The 15,454-nt window shown below is 38.5% G+C and carries 15 protein-coding genes; 8 read left to right on the plus strand and 7 right to left on the minus strand.

Translation table 11 applies throughout. The annotated features are described in order from the left end of the window. The first annotated feature begins 87 nt into the window (after window positions 1-87). On the plus strand, window positions 88-651 hold the full coding sequence (locus MMU07_RS12765; RefSeq protein WP_241126263.1) for a hypothetical protein: 564 nt from the start codon (window positions 88-90) through the stop codon (window positions 649-651). 70 nt (window positions 652-721) lie between these two features. Here MMU07_RS12765 and MMU07_RS12770 read toward each other — a convergent pair whose 3' ends face one another. Further along, window positions 722-1,660 (minus strand): succinylglutamate desuccinylase/aspartoacylase family protein, encoded by a 939-nt coding sequence (locus tag MMU07_RS12770; RefSeq protein WP_241126264.1) that lies wholly within the window; start codon window positions 1,658-1,660, stop codon window positions 722-724. 78 nt (window positions 1,661-1,738) lie between these two features. Between MMU07_RS12770 and murB the strand changes: the two genes are divergently transcribed. Continuing rightward, window positions 1,739-2,752 (plus strand): UDP-N-acetylmuramate dehydrogenase, encoded by a 1,014-nt coding sequence (gene murB / locus MMU07_RS12775; protein ID WP_241126265.1) that lies wholly within the window; start codon window positions 1,739-1,741, stop codon window positions 2,750-2,752. On the opposite strand, the gene MMU07_RS12780 is transcribed toward murB, so the two are convergent. Continuing rightward, window positions 2,749-3,240 carry a deoxycytidylate deaminase gene (locus MMU07_RS12780; RefSeq protein WP_241126266.1) on the minus strand — a complete coding sequence of 164 codons (492 nt, stop codon included), beginning with the start codon at window positions 3,238-3,240 and terminating at the stop codon, window positions 2,749-2,751. The genes murB and MMU07_RS12780 overlap by 4 nt on opposite strands. A gap of 178 nt (window positions 3,241-3,418) precedes the next feature. Between MMU07_RS12780 and MMU07_RS12785 the strand changes: the two genes are divergently transcribed. Both MMU07_RS12785 and MMU07_RS12790 read left to right on the plus strand, forming a co-directional pair. Then, entirely contained in the window at window positions 3,419-3,700 is a 282-nt protein-coding gene (locus MMU07_RS12785; protein WP_241126267.1) for a DUF202 domain-containing protein, read from the plus strand. A gap of 183 nt (window positions 3,701-3,883) precedes the next feature. Then, window positions 3,884-4,768, plus strand: a complete 885-nt coding sequence (locus tag MMU07_RS12790) for a Ppx/GppA phosphatase family protein (RefSeq protein ID WP_241126268.1) — start codon at window positions 3,884-3,886, stop codon at window positions 4,766-4,768. A 40-nt stretch (window positions 4,769-4,808) separates the two neighbouring features. Here the strand turns inward: MMU07_RS12790 and ppk1 are convergent, their stop codons facing one another. After that, window positions 4,809-6,932 (minus strand): polyphosphate kinase 1, encoded by a 2,124-nt coding sequence (gene ppk1 / locus MMU07_RS12795; protein WP_241126269.1) that lies wholly within the window; start codon window positions 6,930-6,932, stop codon window positions 4,809-4,811. 125 nt (window positions 6,933-7,057) lie between these two features. Beyond that, on the minus strand, window positions 7,058-9,016 hold the full coding sequence (gyrB, locus tag MMU07_RS12800) for a DNA topoisomerase (ATP-hydrolyzing) subunit B (protein WP_241126270.1): 1,959 nt from the start codon (window positions 9,014-9,016) through the stop codon (window positions 7,058-7,060). A 379-nt stretch (window positions 9,017-9,395) separates the two neighbouring features. On the opposite strand from gyrB, the gene MMU07_RS12805 reads away from it, so the two are divergent. The 3 genes from MMU07_RS12805 (at window position 9,396) to MMU07_RS12815 (ending at window position 12,225) form a co-directional block, all read left to right on the plus strand. Continuing rightward, window positions 9,396-10,148, plus strand: coding sequence for a bacteriorhodopsin-like (locus tag MMU07_RS12805; protein WP_241126271.1), 753 nt, complete (start codon window positions 9,396-9,398; stop codon window positions 10,146-10,148). 60 nt (window positions 10,149-10,208) lie between these two features. Next, window positions 10,209-11,360, plus strand: a complete 1,152-nt coding sequence (locus MMU07_RS12810) for a lycopene cyclase family protein (RefSeq protein WP_241126272.1) — start codon at window positions 10,209-10,211, stop codon at window positions 11,358-11,360. A gap of 67 nt (window positions 11,361-11,427) precedes the next feature. Next, window positions 11,428-12,225: a Brp/Blh family beta-carotene 15,15'-dioxygenase gene (locus MMU07_RS12815; RefSeq protein WP_241126295.1), complete on the plus strand. Its 798-nt coding sequence runs from the start codon at window positions 11,428-11,430 to the stop codon at window positions 12,223-12,225. Here the strand turns inward: MMU07_RS12815 and MMU07_RS12820 are convergent. The 3 genes from MMU07_RS12820 to MMU07_RS12830 are packed head-to-tail and all read right to left on the minus strand — an operon-like array spanning window position 12,216 to window position 14,370. Next, on the minus strand, window positions 12,216-12,581 hold the full coding sequence (locus tag MMU07_RS12820) for a CoA-binding protein (protein ID WP_241126273.1): 366 nt from the start codon (window positions 12,579-12,581) through the stop codon (window positions 12,216-12,218). The two genes, MMU07_RS12815 and MMU07_RS12820, sit on opposite strands and share 10 nt — an antisense overlap. Window positions 12,582-12,586: 5 nt before the next feature. Continuing rightward, on the minus strand, window positions 12,587-13,543 hold the full coding sequence (locus tag MMU07_RS12825; protein WP_241126274.1) for a GNAT family N-acyltransferase: 957 nt from the start codon (window positions 13,541-13,543) through the stop codon (window positions 12,587-12,589). Window positions 13,544-13,554: 11 nt separating this feature from the next. Beyond that, the gene (locus MMU07_RS12830; RefSeq protein ID WP_241126275.1) at window positions 13,555-14,370 is read right to left on the minus strand and encodes a 1-acyl-sn-glycerol-3-phosphate acyltransferase; all 816 of its coding nucleotides are present in this window, start codon (window positions 14,368-14,370) and stop codon (window positions 13,555-13,557) included. A gap of 231 nt (window positions 14,371-14,601) precedes the next feature. On the opposite strand from MMU07_RS12830, the gene MMU07_RS12835 reads away from it, so the two are divergent. Beyond that, a complete protein-coding gene (locus MMU07_RS12835) occupies window positions 14,602-15,435 on the plus strand; it encodes an SDR family NAD(P)-dependent oxidoreductase (protein ID WP_241126276.1) in 834 nt (277 codons plus the stop codon). The last annotated feature ends 19 nt before the right edge of the window (window positions 15,436-15,454 follow it).

Here is a 15,454-nt window from a genome sequence, read left to right on the forward strand (position 1 = left end):
TAAATTTAATTTTTACTCTATTTTTGTGGCTTGCAAAATATCCTCTCGTTAAGAATTTCCGTTATTCCAAAAAAACACAATCTTATTATGAAAAATATTGGCTTGTCCCTTCTATTATTAATTGCCTTGTTTTCATTTTCCTCCTGTGAAAAAGAAGAACCAAGGCCGGATTATTATTACAGCTTCAAAGTAAATGGTGTTCTGAAAGAATTCAAGGCTAACAACGATGCAGGTGTCACATTCCTTGAACGTGGTAACCTTAGAGTCGCTCTTTTTAACATGGTGTCTGGAGATGTGGCGAGTAAAAATGCTGTAATAATGTCTTTCCGCAATACCGAACAGATTCAATTGGGGTTAAGATACATTATGCAAAATCCCATCTCGGTAAACGGCACATTGTCTCCGTCTATAGCTTTAGTCTATTTTGATGAAAATGGAAAAGAGTTTGGAGCGACATTGTTACAGAGTTCCAACCCGGGAGCGTTTGATGATTGTTCATTCAAAATCACTCAATTTACGACAGAAGGATCAGTAGGTGAATTTGAGGGGGTTCTCTTTGACCAGGGAGATACCCGCCCACTTGATCAAAGAACACCCTTAATCATAACAGAGGGTAAGTTTTTCTTACCTAATTTCGTTTCAACCGTATAATCCAATACATAAAAAAGCCTACAATCGGGTTTAACCTGCATGTAGGCTTTTTCTTTTTTAAACACTTTTTTCAAACTCTACCCACGTGGACCAGAGCATCGCCTGAGTTGACGACAGGATTATTATTGAGTCCAACTACATGTCCATTGTGAATTGCTTTGACGGGAACTTTGACCTGTCCATAGGGATCTGTGATTTTGGCCAGGATCTGACCTTTTTTGACTTCATCGCCCAGACTTACCGTAGAAGTAAAAATTCCTGAGACTTTTGCCCTGACCCAAGAGCTTTCGGAAATCATAATGGTAGCCTTTGACGCTACATCCCCTTCGATCATACCCAAATGGATCAACATCCTTTGTGTTCCCAAAAGTGCCTCCTCCACGGCATAATCATCCAGTCGCATAGACTCTCCTCCCTCATAAACCAAAATGTGCTTACGGCGCTTATAGGCCTCTTTTCTAAATGATTTGTCTATATGGGGAGAATTCAAAATGTAATGTGTCCCAAAAGCTGTGGCAAGCTCCAACCCTTTTTTATCCTTATAATCCACTCTGATCTGCGGATAGTTAGAAAGCATCCTGCCTCCGGTATGAAAATCAATACCATAATCAATCAAAGGGATGATTTCATTGGACAGAATGAATGCAATTTGGGAAGCCAAAGAACCTTTTTTATTTCCAGGAAAGCTTCTATTGAGGTCTCTTCCATCGGGGAAAGTCCTGGAATTGCTCAAAAAACCATAGACATTCACCAAAGGCATGAAAATAACGGTCCCTTTCAAAAGCGAAATAAGATTTTCTTCCAACATTCTCCTTACGGCTACAATTCCATTGATCTCATCCCCGTGGACTCCACCCGAAATCAAGACGACAGGCCCGTCATCTTTTGCACGGTTGATAAAAATCGGAAGATCGATCAAAGTATGGGTGGGGAGCCTTGCTATGGCAATGTCAATATTCATCGATTGACCGGGGCGGACTTTGACCCCATTGATGACCATTTCTTTCATAGGTGTATAATTCTAAAAGCGTAGAATTCTTTCTATTTGACCAAATTCTTGTTTAATTCGCAGCATCGGATCAATGCCATGAATATACAAGAAAACATTTCTCTATTGCCTTTCAATACTTTTGGAATTGATAAAAATGCAAGATTTTTTGCTCAGGCAAAATCGACCGATGAAGTAAAATACCTCATCCGAAAATCCGAAGAAATGCACCTCCCTCTATTTGTTTTGGGTGGGGGAAGCAATATTCTCTTGACAAAAAATCTCGAGGCTTTGGTACTAAAAATGGAAATCAAAGGATTCGAATTGATTGGAGAAAATGAAAAAGAGATTTTTTTAAAAGTTGGCGCGGGAGAAAGCTGGCATGACTTCGTAATGTATTGCATCCAAAATAACTGGGCAGGAGTGGAAAATCTCTCTTTGATACCCGGAACAGTTGGCGCATCTCCTATGCAAAACATTGGAGCTTATGGTGTTGAGATCAAGGAAGTATTTGACCATTTGGAGGCCGTAGACAGAGATACTCTTGAAATCAAAAATTTCTCATCCGAAGAATGTAGGTTTGGATATAGAGAAAGTGTTTTCAAGAATGACTTGAAGGAAAGGTATGTCATTACCCATGTGGTTTTTCACTTATCAAAAGCCCCTGTTATTAACGCGGAATATGGAGCGATTAAGCAGACTTTAATTGAAAAAGGAATAGAATCCCCTACTATCAAAGACATCAGTGATGCAGTCATTGATATCCGAAGAAGCAAATTGCCCGACCCGGCTCGTATTGGAAATGCAGGAAGTTTTTTCAAAAACCCCACAGTCCCGGTTCCAATTTTTGAAAAAATAAAATCAGCATACCCCAATGTTCCAGGCTTTTCCAATGAAGAGGGAATCAAAATCCCTGCTGCATGGCTTATCGAACAGGCAGGTTGGAAAGGGAAACGATTTGAAAACATTGGCGTTCACCAATTACAGCCTTTAGTATTGGTCAATTATGGCGGTGGAGAAGGGAATGAAATCAAAGAACTGAGCTCCAAAATCCAAGAATCCGTGCAAAAGAAATTCAATGTTGTCCTCCAACCGGAAGTTAACTTTCTCTAAATAAGCGGATCTTCAAAAATGACTTCTTTGTCATATTTGAAGATCTCAACACCAAATTTTTTAAGAAATTCTAATCCCTCATCAAATGGAAGTCCTTTGTAATCGGCATAGGAATACATATAGACGACTTTTACTATGCCCATAGAAAAGATGATTCTAGCGCAGGCCAGACATGGGGCCAAAGTCACATAAAGTGTTGAACCTTCTACTGAGGTACTGTTTTTTACGGCATATAAAATGGCGTTTTGTTCTGCATGTAATGCAAGTGAACAGCTTCCTTTGCTGTCTCTTGCGCAACCTGTGTCAGGAAACTCCTCGTCGCAATTGTGGGTTCCGGCAGGAGGCCCATTATATCCGATGGAGATGATCCTCGTATCTTTGGTCAGGACGGCGCCTACATGCTTCTTAATGCAATGCGACCTTTTGGCCAAATTCACCGCCAATTCCATATATATATCATCAAAATGAGGCCTGTTTGGATTCTTCATCTAAATCTTGTTACTGTGGCAATGTATGCCCTTTATTGTCAATTTTCTTCTAATCCCAAAAGTAATAAAACCAGGAAATAATTTGGGAAGAATAAAAAAATACTGGGTCTGTGTATAAAATCACGGATCATTACCTTGAAAATAGTTTTTCTTTGCAGTTGGATTTACTTTAAAAGCAATGGAAAAAGAAAATTTATCAGAACAGGACCTTATCGTCAGGGATTATTTAGCGAGACAAAGAACATACCTTGCCAATGACAGAACATTGCTTTCCTTTATCAGGACATCTTTGTACTTTTTAGTCAGTGGTACCGCCCTGATGGAAGTAAATGCCCTGGAACATGTCAGGAACTTGGGTTGGGTAGCCTTTGCTTTGAGTTTGGGAACACTGTTTTTAGGAATTTATAGTTTTTTCAGAGTCAAAAAAAGACTCAAAAAACACTATTATCAGAAAATGTAACCAATCACCAATTCCTCTCTTTAAAAAGATTACCAGCACTCAGGGGTCAGATTCTATTCAGAAACAATAAATTCTGACAAAGGTACAAGTCCAAAAAAAATGAATCTTTGATCGATTACTGAGTGTTTTTTGGGTAATTTAGTATTGTCATTGAGACAGGAATATGAATTAAACCTACTAGGATTGAAATTAGCTGCAGTAGATATCGGCTCCAATGCCATCAGATTACAGATCACCAACGTCACCCATTACGAAGGAATTACAAATTTCAAGAAATTAGAATACCTCAGATTTCCTCTTAGGCTGGGTCTTGATGTTTTCCATACCCAAAAAATTTCCGACAAAAATCGAAGTAAGTTTGTCAAACTGATGAAGGCATTCAAACTTCTCATTGACCTATATGAAGTCGACGATTACATGGTTTGTGCGACCTCTGCTATGAGAGAGTCAGTAAACGGCCGCGAAATCTGTGAAGAAGTCCGTGAAGATATCGGTATGAAAATCAACATTATTGATGGAAATCATGAAGCTGAATTAATAAATATGGCATTAGGTGGATTCATTGATGAAAAATCTTACCTACACGTAGATGTCGGGGGCGGAAGCACAGAATTAAACATCTATATCAATAAAGAAAAAATCGCTACCAAATCTTTCAAAATAGGCTCTGTTAGAGCATTGGACGATAATATTCCTATCTCGGTATGGAAAAGCATGAATAAATTCATTACTGACCATGTAAACAAACAGGATAACATCGCCTGCATCGGAACAGGCGGAAACATCAACAAAATATTGGAACTCACCAATCCAAGTAAAAACAATAGGACCCTGGGAATAGAAAAAATCAAAGAAGTACAGTCTTATCTTGAATCATATTCTTACGAAGAAAGAATCAACAAACTCAATCTCAATCCCGATCGGGCAGATGTTATCATTCCCGCTTCCAAAATCTACCTTGCTGCAATGTCTGCTGCTTCGTCTAAGAAAATGGTGGTACCCGATGTCGGATTAAAGGATGGTATGATGCAGGTACTTTACAAAAAAAACAAAAGTAAAAGGCTGTGAAAATTCACAGCCTTTTACTTTTTGATATTGCAAAATGATTTTAGCCTATGAGTTTTACTTGCTTGATATCCTGAGCATTTAGATTGAAAAATTCTTTGTGTACATTGAATTCCTCCTCACCCTCGCTGGGAACTTTTGGCAAATAATTCCCATCCTCTTGCATGATATAAGCATTTACATTATCCCTTAAGTTGAATGAAATTATATTCATCAACTGTTTTTCAAGGAAAGGGTCCTGAATTCTAAATAGAGACTCCAGTCTCTTATCAAAACTCCTGACCATCATATCAGCACTTCCTGCATAAGTTCTTGTTTGTCCGTTGTTATGAAAATGATATATCCGAGAATGTTCAAGGAAATCCCCCACCAAGGACAAAACCTCGATATTTTCGCTTAATCCCATCCTTCCGGGACGCAGGCAGCATATGCCACGGATGATCAACTTGACAGGAACGCCGGATTGGGAAGCCCTATACAAAGCGTAAATAATCTCCGAATCCTCCAATGAATTGACTTTAATAAACACCCCTGAAGGTAATCCTGCCCTCGCATTATAGGCCTCCTGCTCAATGAATTCGACGAGTTGGTTCCTCATATCTCTAGGAGCCGTAATCAGGTTCTGGTAGGTGGAAGGCATAGAATGGCCTGTGATGACATTGAAAAACTCCGAGACATCATTTGCCAAAGTTTCATTTGTGGTCAACAAACCAATATCAGTATAAAGCCTCGCAGTATCTTCGTTGTAATTGCCTGAACCAAGGTGAACAAAACGCATCACACGGTCCTCGTCTTTTTTGACAATTAGGAGAAGCTTAGTATGGGTCTTCAGGTTACTGATTCCATAGATCACAAAACAACCGGCTTTTTGAAGCTTTTTAGCTTCCCTAATATTATTTTCTTCATCGAATCTTGCCTTTACCTCGAAAAGAACGGATACATGCTTTCCATTTTCTGCCGCCCTAAGGAGGGCTTTGGTAATTCGGCTTTCCTTAGCTAACCTGTAAATGGTCATTTTGATTGCCATGACTGTCGGGTCATCGACTGCTTTTTCGATGAGTTCAAGGATGGGGTCAATGTTATTGTAGGGATGATGCAGGAGAATATCCCTTTCCTTCAGTACCTGGAAAATATCTTCAGATCCCTCTTCAGGATATGACAAAGGAGGAACCGGCGCCGGAATCTGCGGCAACTTGTCTTTGAACCGTCTATTGCCAATAACCTGCCAGAGTCCTGTGAAATCCAGCATGCTGGCTCGCTCCACTTTAAAAATACTGTCATCACCAATATTCCATCGTTCTTTGAGCAAGCTTACCATCCAGCGGCTATACCCTTCTTCGATTTCGATCCTTACAACCCTCCCCGTTTTCCGCTCATTCAGTTTCCTTTTAACTTCTTCCAAAAAGTTGGCATCCATATCTTCACTTTCCTCCAATGTAAAGTCCCCATTTCTGGTAATCCTGAAAAGATTGATGGACTCAATATTTACATTCCGAAATAAAGAAACGATGTTTTCTCTTATGACCTCCTCAATGGGAATATAGACAACCATATCCTCCCTTTCGATCTCAAAAAACCTTGGGATATTAGCCGGTATCTGTACGAAAGAGAGTTTTCTATTTTCTTTTTTATCTCCAGGAGCCAAAGTCACCACCCCAAAAATAAGGAGTTTATTCATCAGTATCGGAAAAGTCCGGTAGCCATCAAAAACCATCGGAGTCAGCATCGGATATACTGCTTTATTGAAATAGGACTTGATATATTCCTGTTCCTCAGGCTCAAGGTTTCTGACATTGCTGAGGATAAAACCGTCCTCAGACATTTTAGGAAGCAGTTCTTTTTGAAAATGTTCTTGTTGGCGTTTGTGAAATTCCTGACATTCAAGCATCAGTTTCATTTTGAAAGGTTCTTCCCGCAAACCGGAATAATCCACCCTTTCTTTGTCATAGTCAAGGTAATTGTAAAGTGAACCCACCCTGATCATGAAAAACTCATCCAAATTGGATGCTGTAATGGCCAAAAATTTTAATTTCTCAAAAATACACCTGCTTTTTTTCTTGGATTGGTCTAGAACACGGTCATTGAATTTCATCCAACTTAAGTCCCTGCTGACCAGATCACTGCTCTCAATGATGCTTTCAAATTTATCTCTAGAAGGTATTCTCATAACGATATGCTGTATGCTACAAATCTAATAATCTGCGGAAATCATTTCCCCCGAAGAGGTTAATAATTCGTTAATAAACAAAAAAAAAGGGCTTTTGGCCCCTTTTTAAATTGAATTTTTTGAGATCAAGAATCAATTTTGGCGTATTTGGCATTTTTTTCAATAAAATCCCTCCTTGGCGCCACTTCATCCCCCATCAACATGGAGAATAAATGGTCAGCTTCCGCAGCCGATTCTATGGTAACCTGCTTCAATGTCCTAGTATTCGGATCCATGGTGGTACTCCAAAGCTGCTCCGGATTCATTTCTCCAAGACCCTTATATCGTTGGATATTAACACTGTCTTCTTTGCCTTCACCGGCCATTTCACGGGTCAGCCTTTTTCTTTCTTCCTCATTCCAACAGTATCTTTCGTCTTTGCCTTTTTTCAACAAATAAAGAGGAGGCTGGGCGATGTACACATATCCATTTTCAATCAATGGGCGCATATACCTAAAAAAGAGTGTCAATATCAATGTCCGAATGTGTGAACCGTCAATATCAGCATCCGTCATGATGACTATTTTATGGTACCTCAAAGAAGACATGTCCAATTCCTTGTCATTAGTCACCGTACCAAATCTGACGCCTAAAGCAGTTAAAATATTTTTGATTTCCTCATTGTCGTATATCTTATGCTCGTGGGCTTTTTCCACGTTGAGGATTTTTCCTTTTAATGGAAGAATCGCCTGAAAATCTCTATCACGGCCCTGCTTGGCAGATCCACCGGCCGAGTCTCCTTCGACAAGATAAAGTTCACATACAGTAGGATCAGAATTGGCACAATCCGCGAGTTTCCCCGGAAGGCCTCCACCGCCAAGAACATTTTTACGCTGCACCATTTCACGTGCCTTTCGAGCTGCATGTCTTGCTTGGGCTGCCAAGACCACCTTACCTACAATTATCTTTGCTTCTTTTGGATGCTCTTCCAGCCAAACCTGCAAAACCTCAGATACAGCACTATTGACGGCACCTTGCACATCAGAGTTTCCGAGTTTTGTTTTGGTCTGTCCTTCAAACTGGGGTTCTGCAACCTTGACTGAAATAACAGCTGTCAGACCCTCGCGGAAATCATCACCAGAAACTTCAAGCTTTAACTTGTCAAGCATACCTGATTTGTCAGCGTAGCTTTTTAAGGTTCTGGTCAATGCCATCCTAAAACCAGAAACATGCGTACCACCTTCATAAGTATTGATGGTATTGACGTAGGAAACCACATTTTCGGAATAAGATGAGTTATAACTCATCGCCACCTGAACAGGAACATTTCCTTTTTCGGATTCTATATAGATAGGATACTCGATGATTTTTTCCTTGGTCTCATCTAGGTATTGAACAAACTCCACCAAACCACCCTCGGAAAAGAACTCATCTGTCCTTGGTGAACCATCATCTTCCAACTCTCTAAAATCCTTGAGAAAAATCCTTATCCCTGCATTCAAAAAGGACATTTCCCTCAGTCTGGTAGCAATGGTTTCATATTTGAACTCCGTATGGGTAAAGATGGAAGTATCAGGTTTGAAGTGGATAATGGTACCTCTTTTTTCAGTCACACCGATTTCCCTTACGGGATATTGAGGAACACCAATTTTGTATTCCTGCTCAAAAATCTTCCCGTTTCTATGAACAGTAGCTTTTAAATCTGTAGACAAAGCATTGACGCAAGAAACACCCACGCCATGTAGACCACCGGAAACTTTGTAAGTATCCTTATCAAACTTACCTCCTGCGTGAAGTACGGTCATGACAACTTCTAGAGCCGACTTTTTTTCCTTAAGGTGCATGTCTGTCGGAATGCCCCTTCCATTATCTTCTACAGTGACTGAGTTATCTTCATTGATAGCAACATGGATCGTGTCGCAATGACCTGCAAGTGCTTCGTCAATGGAGTTGTCTACCACTTCCCAAATAAGGTGATGAAGTCCTTTTACTCCAATGTCACCAATATACATAGCAGGTCTTTTTCTAACCGCTTCTAAACCTTCTAAAACCTGGATATTATCTGCTGAATAATCCTGATGATTTCCTTCTTTTTGTTCGCTCATACCTTGTTTAAAATGCCTTTTTTCTGAAAAAAAAGAGATTTTTCCATTCTTTAATTAACCCGTAATTATACACAAAAAAAACGAGAGCACCTACCCTAAACTTACCTTAAAACAGACCTTTAATTATCATTTTTATAAGATTTTTGAAATTATAAAAACTTCAAAATTTTTTTCTGAGTTAATTTGGAAATACAGAATAATGCAAAATTTTCATGCAGGACAATTTGTTTCCATTCACCCCTGTTTTTCAACACTTTATTTACATTTGTTTAGTTTAGGATGATTTTTACTAAACAAATATTATTCTTTACATATTATTACTAAAGTTTATTATCCAAACAATATTTTAAAAATCCATTCAAACCAAAATCGTTTATTTATGAACACTCTATTAACAGCAGATTTGATCGGTCTAGACAAGATCATCAACAGTGACCCAGTAGCCATCACATTCTTTATGGGATATATGGCTATGTTTGCTTCAGCAGTTTTCTTTTTCGTAGAAAGAAGCTCAGTAAGCGACAAATGGAAAACATCATTATTAGTATCCGGTCTAATCACCGGGATCGCGGCAGTACACTATTATTACATGAGAGACTTCTACCTTCAGACAGGTCAAAGTCCTACGGCTTTCAGATATGTTGATTGGACATTGACTGTTCCTTTGATGTGTGTAGAGTTCTATTTGTTAACCAAACCTTTTGGTGCCAAAACAAGTACATTGACCAAACTTATCCTTGCCTCCTTATTGATGCTTGTAACTGGCTATATCGGAGAGACTTCAGGAATAGAGAGCAATGTAATGTGGGGTATCTTTTCTACAGTAGGTTACCTTTACATAGTGTATGAAGTATTTGCAGGAGATGTTGCCAAATTGGCAAAAAGTTCTGATAGCCCAGCTTTGGGTAGAGCTATGTTCCTATTGAAAATATTCATCACTCTAGGCTGGTCAATCTATCCTTTGGGTTACATGGTATTGCCAGGAAATCTTTTGTCAGGTGCATTTGAAGTAAGTAGCATCGACTTATTCTATAACTTGGCTGATGCTATCAACAAAATCGGTTTTGGTTTAGTAATTTATTCAGTGGCTATCTCTGAATCAAACAAAAACAAAAAAGCACAACACGCTTAATTAAAACTAAAGGCTTCTCTTTTGCTAGAGAAGCCTTTTTTTTACAAACCCAAATAACCCATGGTAACCTACGATTATATAATTTCAGGGCTTGGATGTGCTGGTTTAAGTTTGATTTATTATCTTCTTGACAGTCCCCTCAGAGATAAGAAAATCCTGCTTATCGACAATTCTTCCAAAATCGAAAATGATAGAACATGGTGCTATTGGGCAGAAAAACCACTCAAAATACATCCAAAAAATACTCCTTTGATTTTTTGGGATTCCATTAGCATATCAAAATCCAAAGAAGCGGTAATAGCCGATCTTGAAAATCTGAAATACTACCATATCAAATCGTCTGATTTCTACAGTGAAGTCATTGAGAAAATTAAAAAGTTTCCGAACGTTTCGTTTATTAAGGATAGTGTTGAAAAAATTGAAAGTATTACCGGAAAACCGGTAGAAGTAATGACTTCCAAATTTGGTGTTTTTAAGTCTGATTTTTTATTTAACAGTATTTCCTTCTCTCCATCTCTGAATAATTCATCGGTATTAAAACAATCCTTTGTAGGTTGGAAGGTTTCTTGCAAAAATGATTGTTTTGACCCAAGTGCTGTATCTTTAATGCATTTTGTCACGGATCAAGAAAGCAAAACTGATTTCTTTTATGTCCTGCCGTACAGTAAGAAAGAGGCACTTATCGAATACACTTTATACACCAAAAGCGGTGTAGAAATTTCAGAAATGGAAAAAAAGCTTTCAGAGTACATAGAAAATGAACTCGGAGAATCCGAATATGAAATATCCTTCAAAGAATCAGGAAGCATTCCTATGACCACTTTTGAAGCGCCGCTTCATCGAGAGACAAATATCATTAACCTTGGAACACTGGCCGGATGCTCCAAACCATCAACGGGATATACTTTTTACGATATACAAAAACATTGTATGTCCATTGTATCCGAATTGCGGAAAACCGGAACTGTAAGCTCGAGAAAGTGGAACAGAAAACCAAGATTCAGATTTTATGACAACATCATTTTAAATATTGCGGTCAAGTGGCCAACTGCTTTGCCTGACATTTTCAGACAGATGTTTTCTAACAACCAAGCAAATCTCGTCTTAAAGTTCCTACATGAAGAAACAAGCTTTTGGGAAGAAATAGGGCTTTTATCCCGATTAAAGTTTTCAATTTTTCTTAAATCACTTTTGAACTATGAAAGGCATTGAGGTTTTGGGGAAAATTATTGGGGTAGTTTTGGGAATCAGCTATCTTTTATTCTTCGAAGGGAATGAAATGTTTCAGTGGATTTGTTTTGTAACAATATTGATCACAATAGGAATACCCCATGGAGCCATTGATCATCTTTTGCTAAATCCAATAATCAGCAGCAAAAATCTTATCAAATTTATCCTCAAATACCTTTCAATCATCGCGGTCTATCTCGCAATTTGGTTCATTTTCCCCACCTTGGCTTTGATAGCTTTCATTTTAATGTCTGCCTACCACTTCGGTCAAAGTCATTTTATAAAACTGCCTTTAAAAAAATTTGAAGGATCAACCTATATATTTTTAGGATTGTTCTTTCTGAGTTCTATACTTTGGGGTGACTTCACATACACTAGCTCCATATTGACTTCTATCACTAATGTGGGAGGATTGAGGCATTATGGCACTGCGTTTATCATGTTTACTTTCGGTTTTTCAGCAATTTTGATCTTTTCCAATTTAGGTAAAAAAGGGATTTGGTTAATGCTTGAGATCAGTGTTCTTGGTTTGTTTTTGTACAAACTCCCTCTGCTTTTGGGCTTTATCATTTACTTCGGTTTCTGGCATTCATTACCAAGCATGGCCGAAGAATTTGAAGCATTAAAAGATCATTTACAAACCCAAAAAATCAAAGGTTTTATCATAAAACTCTTGCCATTTACTCTCATGAGCTTATTAGGTATATCTTTTATCCTGATGTTTTCCCGTAGTATAATGGAACCGAATCAACTCACCTTGCTTTTTTTCATTTTGGTTTCTCTGATTTCTGCACCGCACATTTGGTATATGAACTTATTTTTAGGTGCAAGAAAAAATCAGTACTGACCGGTACTCAACAAGACTAGAGTACAAGCCTCCCAGGTATCTATTCCATTTTGCTTGGCCAGTTTTTCAAACTCATAATTTTCTGTCCCCGGATTGAAAATGATTCTTTTTGGCTTCAGTGAAATAATATAATCATACCACTCAGGCTGGTTTTGAGGACCAAGATAAAGGGTAACGGTGTCAATATCCTTAATTTCAGGTTTTTCTTTTATACTCAAAATTTCCTTGCCAAACACGATTCCTGTTTTGATCCCTACAGGTACAAAAGTCATTTGACGCTCGGCAAACATCTCCGCCGCCAGATAGGCATACCGAGAAGGGTTGGAAGAAGCTCCTATGATGACGGTCTTTTTCATGTTTTCTATCCTCTACTGCCAAAAACCCTATCCCGCTCAAAAGTTTCGATGTGCCGCTGCTTTTTACTTTCGAATATATCTTCCAATGTGATTAAAATCCCAGTTTCTTCCACCGCTCCAAACTCATCATTCATCGCTGTCCCAAATGATTTCATGCTTGGTGACAAGTTCATATAAGTATTGATCAAGGAAGGAATGTTTTCACCCAAAGCCCGTACCCTGCTATTAAGAACTTTATACCCTTCTTTGTAACCCAAACCATTGAGCTGTTCGGAAAATTCTGAAATGTCAGTTTCATAAGTTAAAAACAATTCGGGATGAGGAGCCACAAGTTTTTCTTTATCCGGAAAATAATACTGCATAAAATAGAGTAAAAAGTCCCTTGCTTCCCTATTGTAATGCGGATACATCGTCACTTTTCCAAAGAGGTATTTGATTTCAGGATTGAGTTTTACCACGGCTCCGAGTCCATCCCAGAGGTTGTCTAAGGAAAAAATACCTTTCCTATTATCAAGGCTGGGTTGGTATTGTGGCTGGACAAAAGACCTTCCAAGCTCAATCGTGTAAGGAATATATTCTTGAATAAATTTGTCAGAAAATGTAAATAAATGGGCCGTAGAGAGATTGATATTTCCCTCTTTGTCAAAGCCGGCTTCCTTGCATTTGATCAACCTGTAGCCGGCTACGATTTCTTCATCTTCAGGATTCCAAGTGATAAGTTGTTGGTAACAATTAGGGAGAATGTCATTGTCATCAATGTCAGCAGCAAGGCCCGTCCCACCGCCAGCATGCCTAAATGTCAATTCCCTTAACCTTCCAATTTCCCTCATGGTATTGGGGGCATTATGGTGGTTGACCAAATAAATCAGGTTGTTTCCGTTGTTAGAATAACGCAAAAACCTTTCAGGAGTAAGCTCTCTTTTTATTGACTCTCTGTCTACTGCAGGGATTACCGCTTGCATAAATCTATCATTTAGGCCATTTTATACACAATCTGTTTTACTTCCTCGGCCCATTCGCTTTCACTTTTTGACTTATCAAAATAACTGTAAGGAATTGGTTTTCCTATATGGATGATAACTTTTTTACCTCTTTGAGAAAACATTTCATCGGGCAAATAAAACATTTCAATATTTGTTTTGATACCGATTCGTTTCCTTAGGTTGGCGAAGTTATAGAAGAAATTTGAATTTCTTCCTTCAATAAAAACCGGTACAATGTCCTTTTGGTACTTTTTGGATTTGCTGATGAAACTTTTCTTCCATTCAAGGTCTTTGATTCCTATAGGCTGCTTCCTTGAGACCAAACCTGCGGGAAAAACCAAAACAGCATAGTTTCCTGCATACGTATCCTCAATCAACCTGGAAACATCCCTGCTGTTGGTTCCCAACTTATTAACAGGGACAAACAAAGGCTCAAAGTTTTTGATATTGGTTAGAATATCATTGACCAAAAACCTCAGGTCAGTTCTGTATTTGCCCAATGCATACATAAAAGCTATTCCGTCCATTCCGCCCAAGGGGTGGTTGGAAGCAAAAATCACAGGTCTGTCAAGGGGAATGTTTTCGGCGCCGGTCAGAGTTACTTCCACTCCAAATTCTCCTATTAGGGCATTGACAAACTCCATCCCATGGAGATGGCCAATATTTGCCATGACTTTGTTTATTTCATCTTCATGGACTACTTTTTTGACGTAATTGATTACAAAACTCGGCAGCCACTTATGTAGTCTTGCATTCTTGCCTTTGAATACTTGGTCTATATCAATAAAGGGCTTTCGCTTTTCCACTTTGAATGGGTGAGGTCAATCTATGATTAAGCATTTTTATTATAACTAGCTAGTTACCAATGTAAACCGAAACGTATTGGTACTACAAGTTTCTTTTTATGCAATTTTGTGAAATCACATGGCTAAAAATACAAAAATTTTAATTTGTGCCACCTATAATTTGATATCATCAAAAATTAGTTTTCTTGAACCATATGAGAATTAAAATGTTTCAATCCTAAACACATACAAATGAAACTTGCCATAACAGGACCCACATCAGGAATCGGAGCAGTTGCTTTCTCCAAGCTTACCCCATATTTTAATGAGATTTTTTTGGTCGCCAGGAATGAATCAAAGGCCAACAAGCTGATCCAAACCCTCTCACTCAATGATCAAAAAAAGGTGACTTTCATCTATTGTGACCTGACAGATATGGACACGGTAGTTGCGGCAGCCAAAAGCATAAAAGAAAAAACGACCTCTTTAGATGTATTGATCAATAATGCCGGTGGTATTTTTCAAAACAAAGAAATTACCAAAGATGGGTTTGAAATGAGCCTTGCGGCCAACCATTTGGGTCATTTTCTTTTAACTCATCACCTCCTGCCTTTGCTTTTGGATTCCCCAAGCCCAAAGGTCATCAATGTAAGTTCAGAAGCCCATCGCGCGGCAAAAGTTGACTTCAATGACTTGAATTATCACCACAAAAAATTCAGTTCTTTCCTTTCTTATGCCAATGTGAAGCTTTTCAATATTTTGTTTACCAAATCCCTTTCAGAAAAATTGGGAGAAAAAGGAATGAGTGCATTTGCCCTACATCCGGGTGTAGTCAAAACCAATTTCGGAAAAGAAACTTCCGGGATATTTGGTTTCTTTTGGAAATTAGCTGCTCCATTTATGATCACAGCCGAGGAAGGTGCGAAGACCACCATCTACTTGGCAATGACTAAAATTGATCAGAAATTTTCCGGAGGTTACTTCAAGAAAAGCAAGCCAATAAAACCCTCTCCTCAAGCAAATTCAAAAAAAATGAGAGACAGACTGTGGAAAGAAAGTGAAATTTTACTGAAAAAATGGCTTTAACACAGGTGTTTAAAAAAAC

Origin of the sequence: Cognataquiflexum nitidum, from assembly GCF_022538055.1 — a bacterium.
GTDB lineage: Bacteria > Bacteroidota > Bacteroidia > Cytophagales > Cyclobacteriaceae > Cognataquiflexum > Cognataquiflexum nitidum.

Coding starts and splice junctions, on each gene's coding strand:
- MMU07_RS12765 (WP_241126263.1), top strand. CDS start 88: ATGAAAAATATTGGCTTGTCCCTTCTATTATTAATTGCCTTGTTTTCA.
- MMU07_RS12770 (WP_241126264.1), bottom strand. CDS start 1,660: ATGAAAGAAATGGTCATCAATGGGGTCAAAGTCCGCCCCGGTCAATCG.
- murB (WP_241126265.1), top strand. CDS start 1,739: ATGAATATACAAGAAAACATTTCTCTATTGCCTTTCAATACTTTTGGA.
- MMU07_RS12780 (WP_241126266.1), bottom strand. CDS start 3,240: ATGAAGAATCCAAACAGGCCTCATTTTGATGATATATATATGGAATTG.
- MMU07_RS12785 (WP_241126267.1), top strand. CDS start 3,419: ATGGAAAAAGAAAATTTATCAGAACAGGACCTTATCGTCAGGGATTAT.
- ppk1 (WP_241126269.1), bottom strand. CDS start 6,932: ATGAGAATACCTTCTAGAGATAAATTTGAAAGCATCATTGAGAGCAGT.
- gyrB (WP_241126270.1), bottom strand. CDS start 9,016: ATGAGCGAACAAAAAGAAGGAAATCATCAGGATTATTCAGCAGATAAT.
- MMU07_RS12805 (WP_241126271.1), top strand. CDS start 9,396: ATGAACACTCTATTAACAGCAGATTTGATCGGTCTAGACAAGATCATC.
- MMU07_RS12810 (WP_241126272.1), top strand. CDS start 10,209: ATGGTAACCTACGATTATATAATTTCAGGGCTTGGATGTGCTGGTTTA.
- MMU07_RS12815 (WP_241126295.1), top strand. CDS start 11,428: ATGTTTCAGTGGATTTGTTTTGTAACAATATTGATCACAATAGGAATA.
- MMU07_RS12820 (WP_241126273.1), bottom strand. CDS start 12,581: ATGAAAAAGACCGTCATCATAGGAGCTTCTTCCAACCCTTCTCGGTAT.
- MMU07_RS12825 (WP_241126274.1), bottom strand. CDS start 13,543: ATGCAAGCGGTAATCCCTGCAGTAGACAGAGAGTCAATAAAAAGAGAG.
- MMU07_RS12835 (WP_241126276.1), top strand. CDS start 14,602: ATGAAACTTGCCATAACAGGACCCACATCAGGAATCGGAGCAGTTGCT.